Source organism: Paraburkholderia ginsengiterrae (genome assembly GCF_001645125.1).
Classification (GTDB): Bacteria; Pseudomonadota; Gammaproteobacteria; order Burkholderiales; family Burkholderiaceae; genus Paraburkholderia; species Paraburkholderia ginsengiterrae.
Map to the genome: position 1 here is coordinate 89,461 of NZ_LXKA01000033.1, position 18,318 is coordinate 107,778.

Annotated in this window: 16 protein-coding genes and 2 pseudogenes; 4 read left to right on the forward strand and 14 right to left on the reverse strand. The window is 62.3% G+C overall.

The features are described from left to right. Positions 1 to 199: 199 nt before the first annotated feature. The gene (locus tag A6V37_RS02475) at positions 200 to 1,663 is read right to left on the reverse strand and encodes a M20 family metallopeptidase (protein ID WP_064285751.1); all 1,464 of its coding nucleotides are present in this window, start codon (positions 1,661 to 1,663) and stop codon (positions 200 to 202) included. Between the two features lie 204 nt (positions 1,664 to 1,867). Between A6V37_RS02475 and A6V37_RS02480 the strand changes: the two genes are divergently transcribed. Next, complete coding sequence (locus tag A6V37_RS02480; protein WP_064265878.1) at positions 1,868 to 2,179, forward strand: superinfection immunity protein; 312 nt, start codon at positions 1,868 to 1,870, stop codon at positions 2,177 to 2,179. Positions 2,180 to 2,224: 45 nt separating this feature from the next. Here the strand turns inward: A6V37_RS02480 and A6V37_RS02485 are convergent, their stop codons facing one another. The 5 genes and pseudogenes from A6V37_RS02485 to A6V37_RS02505 all read right to left on the reverse strand — a co-directional run bounded on the left by A6V37_RS02485 (position 2,225) and on the right by A6V37_RS02505 (position 6,257). Beyond that, the gene (locus tag A6V37_RS02485) at positions 2,225 to 2,497 is read right to left on the reverse strand and encodes a YodC family protein (protein ID WP_064265877.1); all 273 of its coding nucleotides are present in this window, start codon (positions 2,495 to 2,497) and stop codon (positions 2,225 to 2,227) included. A gap of 501 nt (positions 2,498 to 2,998) precedes the next feature. After that, positions 2,999 to 4,556: pseudogene (locus A6V37_RS02490) on the reverse strand (MFS transporter). A 31-nt stretch (positions 4,557 to 4,587) separates the two neighbouring features. Then, a complete protein-coding gene (locus A6V37_RS02495) occupies positions 4,588 to 5,226 on the reverse strand; it encodes a TetR/AcrR family transcriptional regulator (RefSeq protein ID WP_064265876.1) in 639 nt (212 codons plus the stop codon). Between the two features lie 77 nt (positions 5,227 to 5,303). Further along, positions 5,304 to 5,519: a hypothetical protein gene (locus tag A6V37_RS02500; protein ID WP_064265875.1), complete on the reverse strand. Its 216-nt coding sequence runs from the start codon at positions 5,517 to 5,519 to the stop codon at positions 5,304 to 5,306. 312 nt (positions 5,520 to 5,831) lie between these two features. Then, positions 5,832 to 6,257: an OsmC family protein gene (locus A6V37_RS02505; RefSeq protein WP_064265874.1), complete on the reverse strand. Its 426-nt coding sequence runs from the start codon at positions 6,255 to 6,257 to the stop codon at positions 5,832 to 5,834. A 377-nt stretch (positions 6,258 to 6,634) separates the two neighbouring features. Here A6V37_RS02505 and A6V37_RS02510 point away from each other — a divergent pair, with 377 nt between their 5' ends. Continuing rightward, complete coding sequence (locus A6V37_RS02510; protein ID WP_064265873.1) at positions 6,635 to 6,943, forward strand: DUF4148 domain-containing protein; 309 nt, start codon at positions 6,635 to 6,637, stop codon at positions 6,941 to 6,943. Between the two features lie 201 nt (positions 6,944 to 7,144). Here A6V37_RS02510 and A6V37_RS02515 read toward each other — a convergent pair whose 3' ends face one another. From A6V37_RS02515 to A6V37_RS02530, 4 genes are all read right to left on the reverse strand, one after another. Then, positions 7,145 to 7,702: a carboxymuconolactone decarboxylase family protein gene (locus A6V37_RS02515; RefSeq protein WP_064265872.1), complete on the reverse strand. Its 558-nt coding sequence runs from the start codon at positions 7,700 to 7,702 to the stop codon at positions 7,145 to 7,147. Between the two features lie 35 nt (positions 7,703 to 7,737). Beyond that, positions 7,738 to 9,066 carry an aspartate aminotransferase family protein gene (locus A6V37_RS02520; RefSeq protein WP_064285752.1) on the reverse strand — a complete coding sequence of 443 codons (1,329 nt, stop codon included), beginning with the start codon at positions 9,064 to 9,066 and terminating at the stop codon, positions 7,738 to 7,740. Between the two features lie 34 nt (positions 9,067 to 9,100). Next, the gene (locus A6V37_RS02525; RefSeq protein WP_082904839.1) at positions 9,101 to 10,177 is read right to left on the reverse strand and encodes a C45 family autoproteolytic acyltransferase/hydrolase; all 1,077 of its coding nucleotides are present in this window, start codon (positions 10,175 to 10,177) and stop codon (positions 9,101 to 9,103) included. A gap of 135 nt (positions 10,178 to 10,312) precedes the next feature. After that, complete coding sequence (locus tag A6V37_RS02530; RefSeq protein WP_064265869.1) at positions 10,313 to 11,167, reverse strand: MurR/RpiR family transcriptional regulator; 855 nt, start codon at positions 11,165 to 11,167, stop codon at positions 10,313 to 10,315. 234 nt (positions 11,168 to 11,401) lie between these two features. On the opposite strand from A6V37_RS02530, the pseudogene A6V37_RS39825 reads away from it, so the two are divergent. Beyond that, positions 11,402 to 12,539, forward strand: a pseudogene (locus tag A6V37_RS39825) (ISKra4-like element ISBte2 family transposase); the annotation flags it as partial. A 217-nt stretch (positions 12,540 to 12,756) separates the two neighbouring features. Next, complete coding sequence (locus A6V37_RS02550) at positions 12,757 to 13,488, forward strand: DeoR/GlpR family DNA-binding transcription regulator (RefSeq protein WP_064285754.1); 732 nt, start codon at positions 12,757 to 12,759, stop codon at positions 13,486 to 13,488. 51 nt (positions 13,489 to 13,539) lie between these two features. On the opposite strand, the gene A6V37_RS02555 is transcribed toward A6V37_RS02550, so the two are convergent. From A6V37_RS02555 to A6V37_RS02570, 4 genes are all read right to left on the reverse strand, one after another. Beyond that, on the reverse strand, positions 13,540 to 14,595 hold the full coding sequence (locus tag A6V37_RS02555) for an ABC transporter permease (RefSeq protein ID WP_064265864.1): 1,056 nt from the start codon (positions 14,593 to 14,595) through the stop codon (positions 13,540 to 13,542). A gap of 20 nt (positions 14,596 to 14,615) precedes the next feature. After that, positions 14,616 to 16,142, reverse strand: a complete 1,527-nt coding sequence (locus tag A6V37_RS02560; RefSeq protein WP_064265956.1) for a sugar ABC transporter ATP-binding protein — start codon at positions 16,140 to 16,142, stop codon at positions 14,616 to 14,618. Between the two features lie 64 nt (positions 16,143 to 16,206). Continuing rightward, positions 16,207 to 17,211: a substrate-binding domain-containing protein gene (locus tag A6V37_RS02565; RefSeq protein WP_064265863.1), complete on the reverse strand. Its 1,005-nt coding sequence runs from the start codon at positions 17,209 to 17,211 to the stop codon at positions 16,207 to 16,209. Between the two features lie 52 nt (positions 17,212 to 17,263). Then, positions 17,264 to 18,310: an ABC transporter permease gene (locus A6V37_RS02570; protein WP_100249343.1), complete on the reverse strand. Its 1,047-nt coding sequence runs from the start codon at positions 18,308 to 18,310 to the stop codon at positions 17,264 to 17,266. Between the last annotated feature and the right edge of the window lie 8 nt (positions 18,311 to 18,318).

Sequence of the window (18,318 nt, forward strand, 5' to 3'; positions counted from 1 at the left end):
GCGGCCGGAAATGAATTTCTTGCTGGAATTGAGCGCGACAGAAATAGAATTCGATTAGTTAATGCAATCGAAAATATGCCCGGCGAATGTAATTTTTTCTGATTGGCCGACTAATCGGTAATTTATCTATTTTGCATAAAGACGCGGGCGCTGTTTGGCGCCCGCGTCCTTCACGACTGACGAACCCGCGAACCCGCGCTTACGGCGCGGCGGCGATGACCTGGGCCACTGCGGACGTCAGCTTCTTGCCATACGGTATGTGCAGGAATTCGTTCGGTCCGTGCGCATTCGATTTCGGTCCGAGCACGCCGCACACCATGAACTGCGACTTCGGGAAACCCGCCTTCAGCACGTTCATGAGCGGAATCGTGCCGCCCTGCCCCATGTACGCGACGTCAGCGCCGTAGTGTTCGCGCGATGCGTCGTTGAGCGCCGTGGCAAGCCACGGTGCAAGGTCGGGCGCGCTCCAGCCGCTTGCCGCGCCTGCGTCTGGCTTGAAGGTCACTTTCGCGTTGTACGGCGGATCGAATTCGAGCAGCGCCTTCAGCTCGGCAACCGCCTTCTCGGCTTCGATCAGCGGCGGCAGGCGCAGCGACAGCTTGAACGCCGTGCGCGGACGCAGCACGTTGCCGGCGTCGGCCAGCGCAGGCAGCCCGGCCGCGCCGGTCACCGAGAGCGACGGACGCCACGTCGAATTGAGCAGCGCTTCTTGCGGATCGGTCGTGGTGGGCAGTACCTGGCGGCCGTCCTGGCCGCAGGCCCACGGCAGCTTCTTCCAGACGTCGTCGCCGAGAATCTGCGCGGTCGCTTCCGCTTCGCGCAGACGGTCCGCCGGGATTGGGCAGTGGAAGCCCTTCGGCAGCAGCGTGCCGTTGGCGGCGTCTTCGAGGCGGTCGAACAGTTGCCGCATGATGCGGAAGCTCGACGGCGCGATACCGCCGTAGCCACCCGAGTGAATGCCTTCGTCGAGCACCTGCACTTCGAGGTCGCCGGCGACCAGCCCGCGCAGCGACGTGGTGAGCCACAGCTGATCGTAGTTGCCCGCGCCCGAATCGAGACACACGACGAGCCCGACCTTGCCGAGCCGCTCGCGCAATGCGTCGACATACGGCAGCAGGTCGTAGCTGCCCGACTCCTCGCAGGTTTCGATCAGGCCGACGCAACGCGGACGCTCGACGCCTTGCGCGTCCAACGCGGCGAGCGCGGTGATGCTCGCGTAGATCGCGTAGCCGTCGTCGGCGCCGCCGCGGCCATAGAGCTTGTCGTTTTCGAGTTTCGGCGTCCACGGCCCGAGGTCGTTGCGCCAGCCGTCGAATTCCGGCTGCTTGTCGAGGTGGCCGTACAGCACGATGGTTTCTTCGCTGCCGGAACGGGTCGCGGCCGACTCGAAGAAAATCACCGGCGTGCGGCCCGGCAAACGAATCACTTCGAGCTTCAGGCCGCGCACGGGCTGCTGCTCGGCCCATTGCGCGGCGTCGGCGACCACGCGCTCCAGATAGCCGTGCTTGACCCACTCAGGATCGAATGCCGGACTCTTGGCCGGCACCGCGATGTAGTCCGTGAGCGCGGGCACTATCTCGTCGTTCCACTTGCGGTCCACGAATTCACGTAGCGTGTCCTGGTTGATGCTGCGAGCCTTTTGGGTCGTATCGTCGGAGATCATGATGGTGTTCCGTGGGGGTTCTTTTCGGTAGAAACGGCCATGATAGACCCGATGTGATGCCGACTGAACCCCTCGCTGCCCATCTCCCGCGCGCCGCCGCCATCACCGCCGCGCGGCAACCGATACTCCCGTTAGGCCCCAGGCTGCGAAAATAGGGCAATCGCGCGACAATTACCGCATACGTCGGATAACGGGAACGGGTTCATGAGTGGCACTGTGTTGGTTCAGGCAATCGCCGCGTTGATTGCCCTGCCTTTGTATTTTCTGCCGGCCATTCTGGCGGACCGCCGCAAGCGCCACGACGTGCTGACGCTGGCGCTCTTCAATGCCTGTCTTGGCTGGACCGGTTTTGGCTGGCTGCTCGCGCTCTACTGGTCGCTGCAGCCGAACCCGCCGAAGAACATCGCGGGTGAGGTGGTGGAAAAGCGCAAGCTCGTCAGTATGCGAGCGTTTTCGTCCGCGCTAATGGTGCGCGTGCAACGCCGCGCCACCGGGCGGAATCGTCCGGAAAAATAATGCGGATTGTCAGACCGGGATCTGCCCGGAGCGGCAACACGCCGCTCAGGCCGCACGGCCCATGCGGCTCCACATGACCGAGCCGGCGGGGATCGAACGCGGCTCGGCGCGCACGCTGGCGGGAGAGAACATCTCGCGGCGCAATTCGCCTTGCTCGTCGAACCATTCGCAAATCAGCCACTCGCCGGGATTGAGCGCCACCGGGCCCGCATACGTGACCGTCATGCGCGAGCCCCCTTCCTTCAGCGTGACGACGTCGCCGACACTGAACTGGGCGGCGGGTGCGGTCTGGAGTGCGTCAATGGTAGCGGTCAGCATATTTATCCCCTATGGAGCCGTTGTGCGTTTCTACGTCACGTTGTGCGTTTTTAAGTCATTGCGCCATGTTTCTCGACTTTAGCCTTGCTGAAGGAAAACTCTAAAAGAGAAGCCAGATTAACAATCGAATTTAATCGCCGCAAGTGCTTTTTATTGATACCGTTTTCATCAGCACTGGAATCGCTTTCACGTTCCGGCCGATGGCGAACAAAACAGGGAAAACCCTGCAATGCATGACCAGCGGGCCTTCTGTGCGGCACCGCACGATCGAAAGAGTTACTTCGACTCGCGGGCGCAATCAGTAGAAAATGCGAACCGTATTTGTCACATCTAAAGCTGGGGCGAAAAGCTTTCGGGTTTATTTCAAGCCGCTCAAAAATTGAGTTACCTATGAACGGCTGAATCACCGGCGAATACACGAGATCCGAAAATCAGTTTTGCGTCAAACGCATAATGGTTTTCCAGCAGCGCCTGTTGAAAACGATTACCGGCGCCGGATTTTCAAACCGGCTGCGTCGCGTGGCGCCGTGCCAACCGCTGATGCCGGACGAGCAGCACGCTCAAGCCGATACATACGAACATCAGCACCGCGTTGATCGCAAGGCTGATCTGGAACGCGTGCGCATACACGCCCGGCGCCGCCCGCCCGCCGATCGCGCCGAAGAAGGCGCCGCTAATGGCCGCCGTGCCGAATGCCGAGCCGATCTGCAGCGTCGACGAAATGACGCCCGACGCCAGCCCTGCCTTCTCCGGCACGACCTCTTGCAGCACGATGCGCATGATCGACGGCAGCAGCAAGCCATGACCGACGCCCGCGCACACAAGGCCGCAATAGAACAGCAGATCCGGCGCGGCTGCCTGCGTGGCGGACCAGCCTGTGACGATAAAGCCGGCCGTCATCATCGAAAAACCTAGTGTGAGCACGTGGCCGTCGATGCGCTTGACCACGGCGGGCGACGTCAGCGGTCCGACTACGAAGCCGATGGCGAACGGCATGATCGCAATGCCTGACGCGAGCGGCGTCCAGTGCAGACCGGTTTGCAGAAAGATGCCGTAAGTCAGGAAAAACGCGCTGTTGCAGTAGAACAGGAACGCGAGCACGAGACCCAGTGCAAAAGCCCGATTGCGGAACAATTGCAAATCCACCAGCGGATGGCCGCCGCCGCGCTCCACGCGCATTTCGGTCATCACGAAGAGCGCGAACACCGGCACGGCGAGTGCGAACATCGCAAAAGTCCACGCCGGCCAGCCAGCTTCGCGGCCGTGCGTCATCGGGTAGATGTCGAGCAGCAGCACGGCGGACAGCAGCGCCACGCCCTTCACGTCGATGCCGGTGCGCGTGGCCGGCTGATTCTCCGGCACGAACTTCCATGTGCCGATAAACGCGGCAATGCCGATCGGAATATTGATCAGGAAAATGATGCGCCAGTCGAGCCCGAACGGGTGATACGTAATCAGCGCGCCGCCGCCCAGTTGCCCCACGATCGACGACAGCCCGAACACGAAGCCGTACAGGCTCATCACCTTGGTCTGCTGATGCAGCGGCACGACCGCGCGGATGGTCGCGAGCACCTGCGGCGCCATCACCGCGGCCGCGATGCCTTGCACGATCCGCGAAATCACCAGCATGTGGCCGCTGGTGGCGAAGCCGCACAAGGCCGATGCCACCACGAACCCCGCCATGCCCCGTCATGAACATGCGGCGGCGGCCGAACAGGTCGCCGAGGCGCCCGCCCGTGATCAGCAGCACCGCATACGCCGATGCATAGGCGGACACGACGAGTTGCAACTGCGCGTCGCTCGCGTTCAAGCCTGTGTGAATCGAAGGCAGCGCGAGGTTGACGATGAAATAGTCGAGTGGCGCGAGAAACGCCCCGACAAACAGCACCGCCAGCGCGAGCCCCTGCCGCTCGAAGCGCGGCGTGGCGTTGGCGGCCGTAGCCGTCACCTTCGCGGATGCGATGCCCGGCCCCGCCGCCGGACTGCTCACCGCACAGGCCGCGGCGCGCCTCGGTCCAACAAATGCCGCCGCAGCGGACTTGATCGCTTCATTGTTCATGACTGATCGTTCAATAAATCGGCAAAAAAATTTAGACGAGCGCGCGCATGGCGACGTCCACGACCCCGACTAGCGCGTCTTCCTCGTGAGCGACCCGCCCCAGCACGCGCAGGCCTTGCATCACGCAAAGCAGAAAAGCGCCGACGGCCTTTTCGTCGAGCGTGGAATTGAACGCGCCGCTCGCCTGGCCACGAATCACAGAGGCCGCCAGCAGCGTTGCCATGCGGCGGTGAATCGCAGCGACGCGGGCGCGCACTTCTTCGTCGCCCGACTGCATTTCCAGCGTGGTATTTGTAATGAAACAGCTGCGCTCGCCGGTCAGCGCACAGGCGACCCGCGCGTAATGCATCAACGCATTGCGCAGCGCCTCTTCAGGCGGCACCGGCGCGTTCAGCCGCTCGGCGAGGCGAGCGACCGAGCCTTCCGCATAATGGTCCAGCGCGGCCAGCAGGATGCCGTGCTTGTCGCCGAATACCCCATACAAGCTGCCACGCAGGACTCCGGTGGCCTTGCACAGGTCGTCGATCGAGGTGGCGTGGTAGCCGCGGTTCCAGAACACCTGGCTCGCACTCGCCAACACGGTTGCCGTGTCGAACTCGCGCGGCCGGCCCCGCACGCACACCTCGCCCGCCTTTTTCGCGGATTGCTTCGTATCGCCTGTTCGCTTCATGGGATGGATATTATGACTAACCGTTCAAGAAAGCAAGACGAGTTTTCGTAGGCTGCGCGCAGTTTCCACTCGCCCGATCAGGCGCTCGCCTCGCCGGCAAGCGGCTCGAGCGGCCGCGGCTTCGCCGGCTTGACCACCGTCCACAGCACGGTGGCGCCGATCAGATCGCCAAAACCGAGCGCAATGAAGAACGGCGTGTAGCCGATCTTGCTGACCAGCCCGCCGATCATGAGCGTAAAAGCCAGATTGCCGATACCGGCGACGCACCCCGCCATGCCGGTCACCGTGCCCACCTCCCGGCGCGGGAACGCATCGCGTCGCGCTGATCGAAGTCGTACGTGCAGCCGTCCGTGGCCACGTTGCGGCTCACGTGAGCCGCGAAGCCTACGCGCGCCGTGGCGACCAGCGCGGCGTCGTCTGACAGACAGGCGTGCGTATGGCACAAAGGTCATCAGCGCGTCAGCAAGGCTCCATCTTCTGGTCAGGCGGCCGCCCACTCCGCCAACTGCAAGCTCATTCACGCCCGCCGAAATCAAAAAAGCCGACGGCGGTTCTCATCCGCACGCCGGCCTGGTACCGCCGATGTCCTGTGAAAATACGCGATCTCAGGTTTCGAGTTTCGCGTCCATCGTGATCGTAGCGTTCAGTACCTTGGATACCGGGCAACCCGCCTTGGCGTCGGCCGTCGCTTTTTCGAAAGCGGCCTTGTCGCCGCCGGGGATCTTCACGGCGACGTCGAGATGCACCGCGGTGATCGTGAAGCCGCCGCCGTCCTTATCGAGCGTAACGGCGGCAGTCGTGGCGATACGCTCAGGCGTGATGCCGGCTTTGCCCAATTCCGCCGAGAGCGCCATCGAGAAACAGCCCGCGTGCGCAGCCGCGATCAGCTCCTCCGGATTCGTGCCGATGCCGTCCGCGAAGCGTGTCGAAAACGAGTATTGGGTCTCCTTGAGGACGCCGCTGTCGGTAGAAATCGAGCCTTTGCCGTCTTGCAGGCCGCCTTGCCAGACTGCCGATGCCTTGCGCTTCATCGCTCTTCTCCTGATGTGCCCTGCTTCGCGCGCTTCACGATCAAACGGGATGCCCCGCCGCAATGGTCCCGCCCGGATGGTTTGCGGTTCAGGCATCGGTCGAAGTCCCCAAGAGCTTCTTTCGGGGTATCACGCGCGGTGCTACAGGCGCTGGCGTGGACCGGACCCTCATCATAGGCGCTTCCCTGTGCCAGCGCCGTGACGGTGCCAGGAATCGTTCGAAACTGAAAGCTCGCCGAAAATCATATCAAAAACGGTAATAATCTTTCATGGAAAAGCGGCTTTATCACTGACCTCGTAACAAATAGACTCGCCTCAACAGATCGGGACACAGCAATCAACCCGGTCTCATCAACAATCGAATACTGGAGGTCATCATGAAGTCGCTTATTTCCGCCGTGGTTGTCGCATCCGCTCTGATCGTTCCGGCTGTTTCGTTCGCCCAGCAGGCGAATGGTGCGGTGACGCGCGCGCAGGTTCGCGCCGAACTGGTGAGCGCGCAGCAAGCGGGCCTGCTGAACCAGAACGACGTCAACTATCCGAAGACCGTGCCGCAAAACGCTGTCGCAGTGGCGGCCGTGTCGCAGGGTTCGCAGGACGTGGGCGGCGCGAAGGCGACTTCGTGGGATGCTGGCGCCCCGGTCACGGTGCAGCAGCAGTTGTTCTCGACGTATCGCGGCCAGTAATCAGGCCATAAGCCAGGCCACAAGCGGCGACGTCGTTGCCGCACGTCGTCGCCGCTTTAGTCAGCGCACCGCAGGCCAGGGTGCAGCCGCAGTAAACAAAGCGCCCCGGTTGCGACACTCGCGACCGGGGCGCTTTGCATGGCAGCAACGTAAAAGGTAAGACCGCTCCGCACGCGCCTCCAGGGCGCCACTCAGGCGCTACTACTCGGCGAACGGCAAGCTCGCCTGTCCCACCGCCCGCATATCGAATACGTTCAGCGTCATCGCCACCAGCGCATAGTAGCCAAGCAGGCCCACCAGGTTGATCACCACCTGCAGCCCGAAGCGTTCGACCGCCATCGCATACGTCGCGTCCGAGACGCGTTTGGTCTCGTACAGTTCACTCGCGAAGTCGTGGATCAATGCGTCGTCCGCGTTGGTGAACGCCGGGCGCCGCCCCTGGCGGATCGTCTCGGCATCCGCTTCGGCCACGCCGGCTTCCAGCGCGATCGGGTAATGGATGTACCACTCCGCCTGCGCCTGCCAGCGCGCCGCGGTCACCAGAATCGCCAGTTCCGACAGGCGCAGCGGCAAGCCGGTCCGGTAGCGGCAGAACGCGCCCAGACGCTGCGCCTGCTGCGCCAGTTCCGGGCTATGAATCCAGCCGAGAAACGGGCCGTTCAGATTGCCGCGCGGGCCGGACAGAATCTCGTCCAGCACCGCCTTCTGCTCGGGCGTGGCGCTGGATAAGTCGAATTGAGGCAAACGCGGCTCGGTCATTGTCGTTCTCGCTGCTCGTGGTGGTGTCGAATTTATCAGGCCGCGGCCAGCGCGCCAGTGATCGCGTCCGAGAGGCGGCTGACGATCTCGTCGATATCGCGCGCGGTGCAGATGAACGGCGGCGCCAGCAGTACATGATCGCCGACCCGGCCGTCGACCGTGCCGCCCATGGGGTACACCATCAATCCGCGCGCGAACGCTTCGCGCCGGATTGCCGCGTGCAGTTTCAGGCCGGAGTCGAACGGCGTCTTAGTGGCGCGGTCCTTGACCAGTTCCACGCCCACGAATAGCCCGCGTCCCCGCACGTCGCCGATATGCGGATGCTGCGCATAGTGCTCGCGCAGCCGGCCGCGCAACTGTTCACCGCGCGCCAGCACGTTCGGCAGCAGGTTGTCCTCGGCGATCACGCGTTGCACTTCGAGCGCCGCGGCGCAGGCCGTGGCGTGACCGATATAGGTGTGGCCATGCTGAAAGAAGCCCGAGCCGCCGACAATCGTCTGATAGATCCGGTCGCTCACCAGGGTCGCGCCGATCGGCTGGTAGCCCGCGCCGAGACCCTTGGCGATGGTCAGCAGGTCCGGAGCCACGCCGTCTTCCTCGCAGGCGTACAGATAGCCGGTGCGGCCCATGCCCGACATGATCTCGTCGAGAATCAGCGGCACGCCGTAGCGATCGCACACCGCGCGAATCTTGCGGAAGTACTCGCGCACCGGCGGCACCGCGCCCGCCGTCGCGCCGACCACCGTTTCCGCGACGAACGCTGCAACCGTGTCGGCGCCGAGCTCGAGAATCTTCTGCTCGAGTTCGTCGGCGAGACGCTGTGCGAATGCCTCATCGGATTCACCGGCGCGCTGCTCGCGATACGCGTAACACGGACTCACGTGATGCGCTTCGATCAGGATCGGCAGGAACGGCTCGCGGCGCCACGCATTGCCGCCGATCGCCAGCGCGCCCAGCGTGTTGCCGTGATAGCTCTGGCGACGCGCAATGAAATGGCGGCGTTGCGGTTCGCCCTTCTCAACGAAGTATTGCCGCGCCAGCTTCAGCGCGGCTTCGATCGCCTCTGATCCGCCCGACACGAAGTACACGTGTTCGAGCCCGTTCGGCGCGCTCGCCACAAGGCGGTCGGCGAGTTCCTCGGCCGGCTCGGTGGTAAAAAACGAGGTATGCGCGTAAGGCAATTGCTGCGCCTGCCGTTTGATCGCCTCGATCACGCGCTGGTTGCTATGGCCGAGACACGAAACGGCGGCACCACCGGACGCGTCGATATAGCGCTTGCCGGTGGAATCGATCAGTTCGATGCCGTCGCCCGCGACGGCAACCGGCAGCCGCTGCTTCGGTGAACGATGAAAAACGGTGGTCATGGTATGCGGGTTTCCTGGTAGTGGCGGCAGCCGGTCAGGCGCGGGTTGGATTGGAAGGCTCGGACGGCTCGGACGCCGTGCGGGCGATATACGTGTCGAATGCGCACTGCCCTTGCCGGTAGACTTGCATCGACACGCCGGACGGGCCGATTTCGAAGAGCGCGGTGGCAAGGGTGTTTTCGTCGTCCGGATCGAGCGGGTCGTCGCGGTAGATCGGCAATCCCGACGGCGCGCGATCATGCAATACACCGAGCAACGCGGCGGGCCGCAATGGACGTGCCAGCGCGGGAAGCAAAGCTTCCACCCGCTGTTGGCGGTCATGCGAGGAGTCGGTGACGATTTGCGCCTCGGCTTCGCAGCCCGGGTGAATCATGTGGTTCGCGTGGCCCGCAAGCCTCGGCACGGTTTGCACGGAACAGCGCTGCGCTGTGGCTTCGACGCTGAACAATCGTGCGTCGCCCGCGGCACCGAGCGTGTGATGAAAGCCGCTCGCAGCGGGCGTATCGCGCAGGATGGTTAGCGCCTCGTCGAGCGAGCCCGCGTCGAGCACGGCACGCGCGAGAATCATGCGCGGCACGCCGGCAGCGGGCACACGGATGCGCAGGTTGTTGATTGCCTGCACGATACCCGCGTGGCTTGCCGCGAAGGTATGACCCGGCAATGACCCTGGGTAGTAGAAACTCACGAAGCCGGGTTTGCCCACAGGCCGGACCTCGACCAGCGCGCAGCGCTCACGCAGAAAGGGATCGCCGTCTTCGTTATGCGCGATGAAGCGCGCGTCGCCCTCCACGGCCGCCAGCGTGGTGCAACCGTCCGGCGCGTTGTGAATCAACTCGCCACGGCAATTCCAGAGAAACACGTCTTCCGCCGCGCAGCCCAAGCCTGCCGCCATGCCGTCGAGTTCGGCCAGCAGCGCCGGAAAATCGACCCGCGCCGCGTCGCGCAAGGATTGCACGAACGGCGCGCCGCGCCATCGCTGAACAGCCCGCCACGCGCTGCTCTGATTCACGTAATCGGCGAACACCGGTTTCGCGAGTTCGCCCAACCGGTAGCCGATGTCATACGGCTCGCCGCTTACCTGAAAGAGACTCAAATCCTGCTTAGACGCCACGGCTCGCACCCATTCAACAATCGGTACGCATTTATACTTCTAAACAACATTTGTTGTCAAATGGCGCCATGCGGATTCAATTGAAGCTGCCCCGCTTCCCTTGCGCCCTGTCTCAGCTCATTTGCACCGGAACGTTCAAGGCACGTACGCGCCCTTCGCGTGCAGCGCCTGCTCGGCGATCGCGAGTTGCTCGACCGCGTCGCCCCCTTCCAGCGCGAGCAGATGCGCGACCAGCGATTCGGCAATGGCGGTGGCCGCCACCAGTGACGGGAAAAACGACGGACTCTCATGCGAAAAGATCAGCACCTTGTCGGCATTCAGCGCGATGGGCGAGACGGCGCTATCGGTAATCGCGATCAGTTTGCTGCCCTTTTCCAGAGCCGCTTCGGCCACGCGTGCCGCTTCCACGGAGTACGGCGCGAAACTGATCACGATGGTTGCGCTGTCGCGCTCGAGCGTGCGCAACTGCATTTCCAGCGTGCCGGCCTCGCCGTTGAGCAAGGAAACGGACGACCGGAACAGCCGGTAGCCGTACACGAGGCCAAATGCCACCGCATAACAGGAGCGGAATCCCGCCACATGCACATGCGGCGCGCGCCGCAAGAGCCGCGCCGCTTCCACGATCACGCGGCCGCTATGGGCGGCGGTCACCTCGAGATTGTGCTGTTGCGCCACCAGCAGGTCGTTAGCGAGCGCGTCTTTCGATTTGACCAGCGACCGCGCGCGGCTCGTGAGCGGTTCGGGCCGCGTGCGCACGCGCGCGACGAACAGGTTGCGCAATTCGTTCCAGCCGGGGAAACCGAGTTGCTGCGACAGACGCACGAGCGATGCCGGTTGCACCTGGGCCCGCTCGGCCACTTTACGCATGGACGAGACCGCGACCTCGTCGGGATGGTCGAGCAAAAAGCCCGCCCCCATCTGGAACTGCGGACTCAGTTCGGAGAAGCGCGCCCGGATCAGGGCGGCGAGCTGGTCGAAACTGTCTGGCATGCGGATGTACCGGGTGAGCGGCCGATGAGGATGACAACAAATGTTACCACTCGGCACATCGCATCCAACAGAAGTGACAGGGTGTGGTGAGTGACAAACGAATTCTGGGGATGCAGACAAAATCTTGGACTACCTGGAGGTAGTTCATGTATTCATACGAAGACCGCATCCGCGCAGTCAAGCTGTATATCAAACTGGGACGACGAGTAGCGGCAACCATCCGATAGCTTGACTACGGTCTTTGATACCGTGCCCCTGCTCAGTGCCCGGATCATTTGCCGTCCGTGCGAGCCGCCCTTTCGCTTGGAGTATCCCTATAGTCCGATGACCGAATTCATCCCGGCGCAGGCGACCGCTGAGCTGCTGTTGCTTGACCCCAGGGTCTCGGCACAGATGCCGTATCGCCAAGTGGTCACCATGGTGCGTGAGTTCCTGCCTGTGCGTGAAACATTGAACCATGTGAGCATGCGAAACGGAGCGCTACGGGCGGGTGTGCGCATCGAGGCGGTACAGCCGGCTGCATGTCGCACCACGAACGAAGAGACGGGGGGACGCTGACCATCGACGGAGGATCCGTTTGGGAGACAATGCAAATCAAAATGTTCGAGCTTTGAGGTTCTAACGGGACAACTGACCGCCAAAGACCAGACTTCGCGCGTATTCGCGTTCGTGAGATATCGGTTGCCGGATAGTGCGGAGCGGCTCACCACCCTTGTGAAAGCCGCGTCGGGAAGCGATCGGCCGAAACTGTCGTTCATCATCGCTGGTGCCAATGGCCTGCAGTGAATCGCCTGTCGGTCGCCGTTTTCTTCCACACCTGTCCTGGACTGGTTCCATATATCTATGCGTGTGACGTATCTCGAGCAGATCATCAAGGCCATGCGTGCGCGGACGGAACCGGAAAACGCCGTCCGACGTGTGCTGATCTCCCGCGTTCACAAACTGCGCTGGTGCTTCTGGCACGCCAAGCTGGAGAAGGCGAAAACTCGGATGCAGAGCATCCTGATCCCCTGTCGGACGATCGTGCTTGAAACGCCTGGGATTGCAGAGAGTCTGGCGCAACTTGAGTATCGGACTCGATAGCTTGTTGAATACGTCGAAGCGAATGGCGGGTCGACGATGAACTACGGCGCACGACTTCGTCGTGCCAACTATATCTCCACCGCCACGGCCGAGTCCGCGGTCAATCAGGTGCTCAATCTGCGCATGTGCAAGCGTCAACAAATGCACCGGTCGCCGATCGGAACTCATCTGCTTGCCCAGGTCCGGTGTGTTGTGATCAACGGTGACCTTGTCGAACGACTGGCGAGATACGAGCCGCCAAGGAAACCAGTGCCACGCGAAGCTGCCGGGTTATCGAAGCAGTTCGAGGTGACATCGGAGCTACGGACCCAAGATTTTTAACGCTTCCTTTTCCACGCCAGCGTCATGCCGGCGACTGACAAATTTGCTTCGCTCTAAGCGAAACAACAGAATATTTGAGGGTCGCGACGCATGTCGCCAATATGCGTTGTTATAATTCTTTCATCTCATGACTCCATTCTAACGTTCGGGTGATCTTTCTCCAGCGCCCGATACGCCCCCGCCAGATGGCCAAAATCGATCGCTTGCGCCTTCTTGCCGATACCTTGAAATCACAAGGTATCCTGCATCTGCGCGATGCCGCTACCCTGCTTCAGGTCTCCGAGATGACCGTGCGTCGCGACATTGCCGCGACGCCGGGTCAGTTCATCTATCTGGGCGGCTACATCGTCAGCGCCAACGACGTGCCCAACGCCGCGGGCTACACCATCGAACACGAAAAAGACCACTTTGCGCAGGCAAAGGCGGAAGCGTCCGCTATCGCGTCAAGTCTGCTCGCGAACGACGAGACCATCTTCATCGACTGCGGGACAACGCTCGTCACGCTCGCACGCCTGATCGCCGCCGACATGCATCTGACGGTGGTGTGTTATTCGCTGAACGTCGCGGAAGTTTTGCGGCGCAAACCGAACGTGCGGATGATATTGCTGGGCGGGGAGTATATGCCGTCGTCGGATTCGTTTGCGAGCGAAGACAGCATCCAGACGTTGCGGCGAATGGGGATCAACAAGGCCTTTCTATCGGCCGGCGGCGTTGACGAGGTGCGTGGCGTGACCTGCTGGAATTTTCACGAAGTGGCTATCAAACAGGCGGCGATGGCGAGCGCCGTCGAACGTCATCTGGTGGTCGATCAGAGCAAACTCGGCAAGGTCAAGGCAGTGCGGTTTTCGCAACTCGATGAGTTCGATTCGATCGTGACCGAAGTGGGGCAAACGGTGCGAAAGCGCCAGCCGAATTGAACCTCTAAACGCGTTGCGGCCGCCAGCCGCAACGCGGTTCTTCTCCTGCTGTCAGCCCCTCCGCCCGAGCGCGAACAACGTCCCGGCAATGAGAATGAAGGCGCCGATAATTGCCTTTTGCCAGGTACTCGGCACGCCAATCAGGATCAGCACGCTGTTGATCAGCGTGACGAGCGCCACGCCGAGCAACGTGCCTATCACGGTCCCCGTGCCGCCGGTAATGCGCGCGCCGCCCAGAATCACGGCAGCAATCACATCAAGTTCGGTGCCGACCAGATCGAAGGGATTCGCAAGCCGGTTCGTCGATACATGCAGAATGCCAGCCACGCCCGCGAGCATGCCCGTATAGCCGAATACGAACAACTGGATCGCACGCGCGTTATAGCCAAGCCGCTCCGCAATCGGCAAACTGCCGCCGATCGCATACACGCCGCGGCCCATCATCGTGCGGTTGAGCAGCCACCAGGTCAGCAGTGCGGTCACGACCAATGCAATGACCGACATCGGCAAGACGGCACGAAGCCCATCGGCAGTCGTGTAGAAGAACAACGGCAACTGGCCGAACCGGTCCATGCTGTGCGGAATGTTCATGAAGAACTGAGTGCCGACAAAGGTCAGCAACACGCCGCGAAACAGGTACTGGGTGCCGATCGTGACGATCAGCGAAGGCGCCTTGAGCCGATGCACCAGCATCCCGTTCACGACGCCGAGCGCCGTACCGCCCAATGCACCGGCAAGCAGGATCAGCACGAACGGCGCATCGGGCCACCACGCGAAGACGGCCTTCGTCAGCGAATACATCGTCAACGCGGCAATCGCGGTGAAGGACACGTCGATGCCGCCCGACGCGAGCACCACGAGCGTACCCATCGCGAAGATCGACATCGTGGTCGCCGAATGCAACAGGTCGAACAGCGTCGCGTACTGGAAGAAGCGCGGATTGATCGCCCCGACAATCAGACACGTCAGCACGAGCAGCGCGACGGTGAACCATTCGGGGTTGCGCATCAGACGCGTGTGCATGTCGAGCTTGCGCACGCTCGGCGCGATAGCCTCCACTGCGGCTGCCGTCTCGGGATGCGAAGCGGACTGAAGGGATTCGTTCATGAGATTGCTGTTCACGTGAGTCAGGCGGCCTCGGAAAGAAGTGCGTGATACAGGCCGGCCTCGTCGAGTTGATCGGCACGGTATTCGGCGGCAACGCGACCTTTCTTCATCATCAGGATGCGGTCGCAGTTCTGTAGCAGTTCGGGCAGGTCGTCACTGATCAGAATGATGCCGATACCCCGCTCCGACAAACGCTGCATGATGCGGTAAATGATGTCCTTCGACCCGACGTCGACGCCTACCGTTGGCCCGTGCAGAATCAGGACGCGCGGATCGATTGCGAGCCAGCGGCCAATCAGCACGCGCTGCTGGTTGCCGCCGGACAGCGACTGAACGGGCTTGTCGACGTCGGGCGTCGCGATCTGCAGATCCCTAACCGTGCGCTCAGCCAGTTCCTGCGCGCGGCGCCGGTCGATCTGTGCGAAGCGGTCGCGCAATGTTGAGATCATCGCGGTAATGACGTTGTCGCGGATCGGCTTGTCGAGAAACAGGCCTTCGTTGAGGCGATCCTCGGGTACGTAGCCGATCCGCTGCGCCTTCGCATCGGACGGCGTGCGCAACCGGACGAGGTTGCCATCGAGCGTCACGGTGCCCGCATCCGCGGGACTCACGCCAGCCAGCGCACGCGCCAGTTCATTGCGGCCCGAATCCAGCAGGCCGGTCACGCCGAGAATCTCGCCGCGATGCAGCGAAAACGAGACATCGGCAAACTGGTTGCGGCGGCTGAGCGCCTTGACTTCGAGTATCGCGTCATGCGCATCGGTACCGGCGACCTGGCGATACCGCTCGGTCGACAGATGCTTGCCCGTCATCAGTTCGCTGATCTGTGCTTTCGTGAAGTTGGCGATCGGGCCTTGGGCCATCTTCTGGCCGTCGCGCAGTACGATCACCTCGCCGCCGATCGCAAAGCACTCGTCGAGCTTGTGGCTCACGAACAGTACGGCGACACCTTCCGCACGCAGCTTCGCGAGCACCGCGATCAGGTTATCGACCTCTTTTTGCGTCAGCGACGTGGTTGGCTCGTCCATGATCACGAAGCGCGCTTCGCTTGCGATCGCCCGCGCGATTGCAATCAGCTGGCGTGTCGCGAGCGGCAACTGTTCGATCAAAGTGCGCTGAAATTCGGCGTCACCGGGCAAACCGACTGCCCCGAGCGCGCGGGCCGCGGTCTTCGCGAGCGCCTTGCGATCGAAGGTCCGTGTGAGGCGGCCGTTATGCCCAGCAAGTTCGACCGTCAAACCGATGTTCTCCGCTACGCTCATGTTGGGCAGCAGCGACAGGTCTTGATAGACCGTCTCGACGCCCGCGGCCAGCGCCTCCAAAGGCGACAGGCGCGCGTGCCGCGTGCCTTCGATCACCAGTTCGCCCTGGTCGGGCGGTTGCGCGCCCGAGATGATCTTGATCAGCGTGCTCTTGCCGCAACCGTTCTCGCCGAGCAGATGGTAGATCTGCCCGCGCTCGAACTGCAGACTCACGCCACGCAGCGCATACACGCCGGTGAAGTGCTTATGGATATCGACGACTTCGAGAAGCGGTGCCTGACTCATGTTCACCTGCAGTGTTGAAGGCGGCGCGCGCCGGTGCACGGTGCACGGCGCGCGCCGCCGCACATCAGAACGGATACTGCTTGTAGTTCGTCTTGTCGACGTCGACCCAGCCTGCTCCGCGCACGATGATGCCTTTGCCCGGTCCCTTGCTGACGGTCACCTTGTTATAGCCGACGATACCGAGGTCCGCGCCGTTCTCCACCGTTTTGCCGGCGACCAGCATCTGCGCGACCTTGTTCATCGCGATGCCGGCGAGCTTCGGATCCCAGAACGCGATGCCGTTGACTGCACCGCTTTCAAGGAACTTGCCAGCCTCGGTCGGCAGGCCCGTGCCGTACACGCAGATCTTGCCGACCTTGCCCGCTTCTTCGACCGCGCGGCCAATGCCGATCACATCCAGCGACGACGAGCCCTGGAAGCCGTTCAGGTCCGGATGCTTGCGCAGCACCTCTTTCGCGACCTTGTACGCCTGTTCCCCGTCGTTATTGGTTTCGAGCTTCGGCTCGACGAGGTCCATCTTCGGGTATTTCTGCTTTGCATTACCGATGCCGCCGTCGGCCCACTGCACCTGCGAACGGCTACCGAGCGAACCCACCAGCACTGCCCATTTGCCCTGCTGGCCCATGCATTTCGCCAGACGTTCGTTCAGACCCGCGCCGTATGCGGTGTTGTCGAACGCTTCGATGTCGACCATCGTGTTCTTCTCGTTGTCCGCTTCATGCGTGACGACCTTGATGCCACGATCCATCGCTTTCTTCAACGCGGGTTCCAGCGTCGGCGGGTCGAACGGCACGACAGCGATCGCCGTGACCTTCTTCGCGATCAGGTCCTCGACGATCTTCAGTTGCTGCGCGGCGTCAGCGCGACCGGGACCTGTCTGATACACGTTGATGCCCGGGTTGTCCTTGCCGAACTCCTTGACGCCTTCGTCCATCCGGTTGAACCAGTTGATGCCGGTCACCTTGACGACCGTGACGATCGTCTCGTTAGTCGCGGCTTGCGCCGTGAAGATCGCGCCCGCCGCGAGAGCGGCGCCTGCGGCAGCGATAGCAAGTCGATTCAGTTTCATGCGATGTCTCCTGTATGGTTCGAATGTGCTGCACATGAAGGAAGAGTTGAATCTAACGTCCCGTCGACGCGGGCGGCCGCGGCACGTTGGGCGCGGCTCGCGCGCCGCCAATGCCGAAGATCGTGCGAACCCGTTCACCGCCCGCAAACGCCAGCGACGCAAGCAACAGGAAGCCCCACGCACAATCGCCGAAGAACTGCGATACGCCTAGCAGATTGAACAGGCTCGACAGGAATTGCAGCGCCGTCGCGGCGAGGAATACGCAGACAATTCGTCCATAGCCGCCTGACGGATTCACGCCGCCCATCACCGCGATCAAGATCGCGATCAGCAGATACGAGTTGCCATAGTCCCACTTTGCGCTCGACGTATGCGTCGCGCTGATCAGACCGGCGAGCGACGCCAGCACGCCGCACAGGCCATACGTGATGACAAGCATCCGCGTGCGCGGAATGCCCGCGTAGAAGGCCGCTTTCGGATTGGTGCCCATCAGGAACAGACGCAGACCGAACGGCGTGCGTCTCAACACCCAGCCGAGCACGAGCACGGTCACGACGAAGATCGCGAACGAGATCGGAATCTGCAACCACGTGCCGTTGCCGATCGCCGACAACGGATCGACGTATTCGACCCGTACCGACGCGCCGTTGCTCAATACGACAGCGATACCGGTGAACAATAGCGACGTGCCAAGCGTGCACAGGATCGGCGTGAGACGCAGGCGCGCGATCACGATCCCGTTTAGTACGCCGCCGAGCACACCCATCGCCAGCACGATCGCGGTGAACACCGCCGTGTAGAGCGCGGGCGAATCGTCGGCGGAGACAAGATGCGGTAACAGCATTGCTGCGACCATGCCGGACAGATTCGCAAGCGCGACGCCCGACAGGTCGATGCCGCCGTTGCCCGACACCATCGACAGCATGATGCCGAGTGCGAGCAGCCCGAGTTCCGGCAACTGGCCGCCCATCGACTGGAGGTTGTCCATGTCGACGAACTGTCCGTGCGACAGCACCGTCGCGACGATTACGATCAGCAGGTTCACGCCAACCAGGAAGTTCAGTTGCCTGTCCCTGAACCGGGACGACCAGGATGTCATGTTCAGGC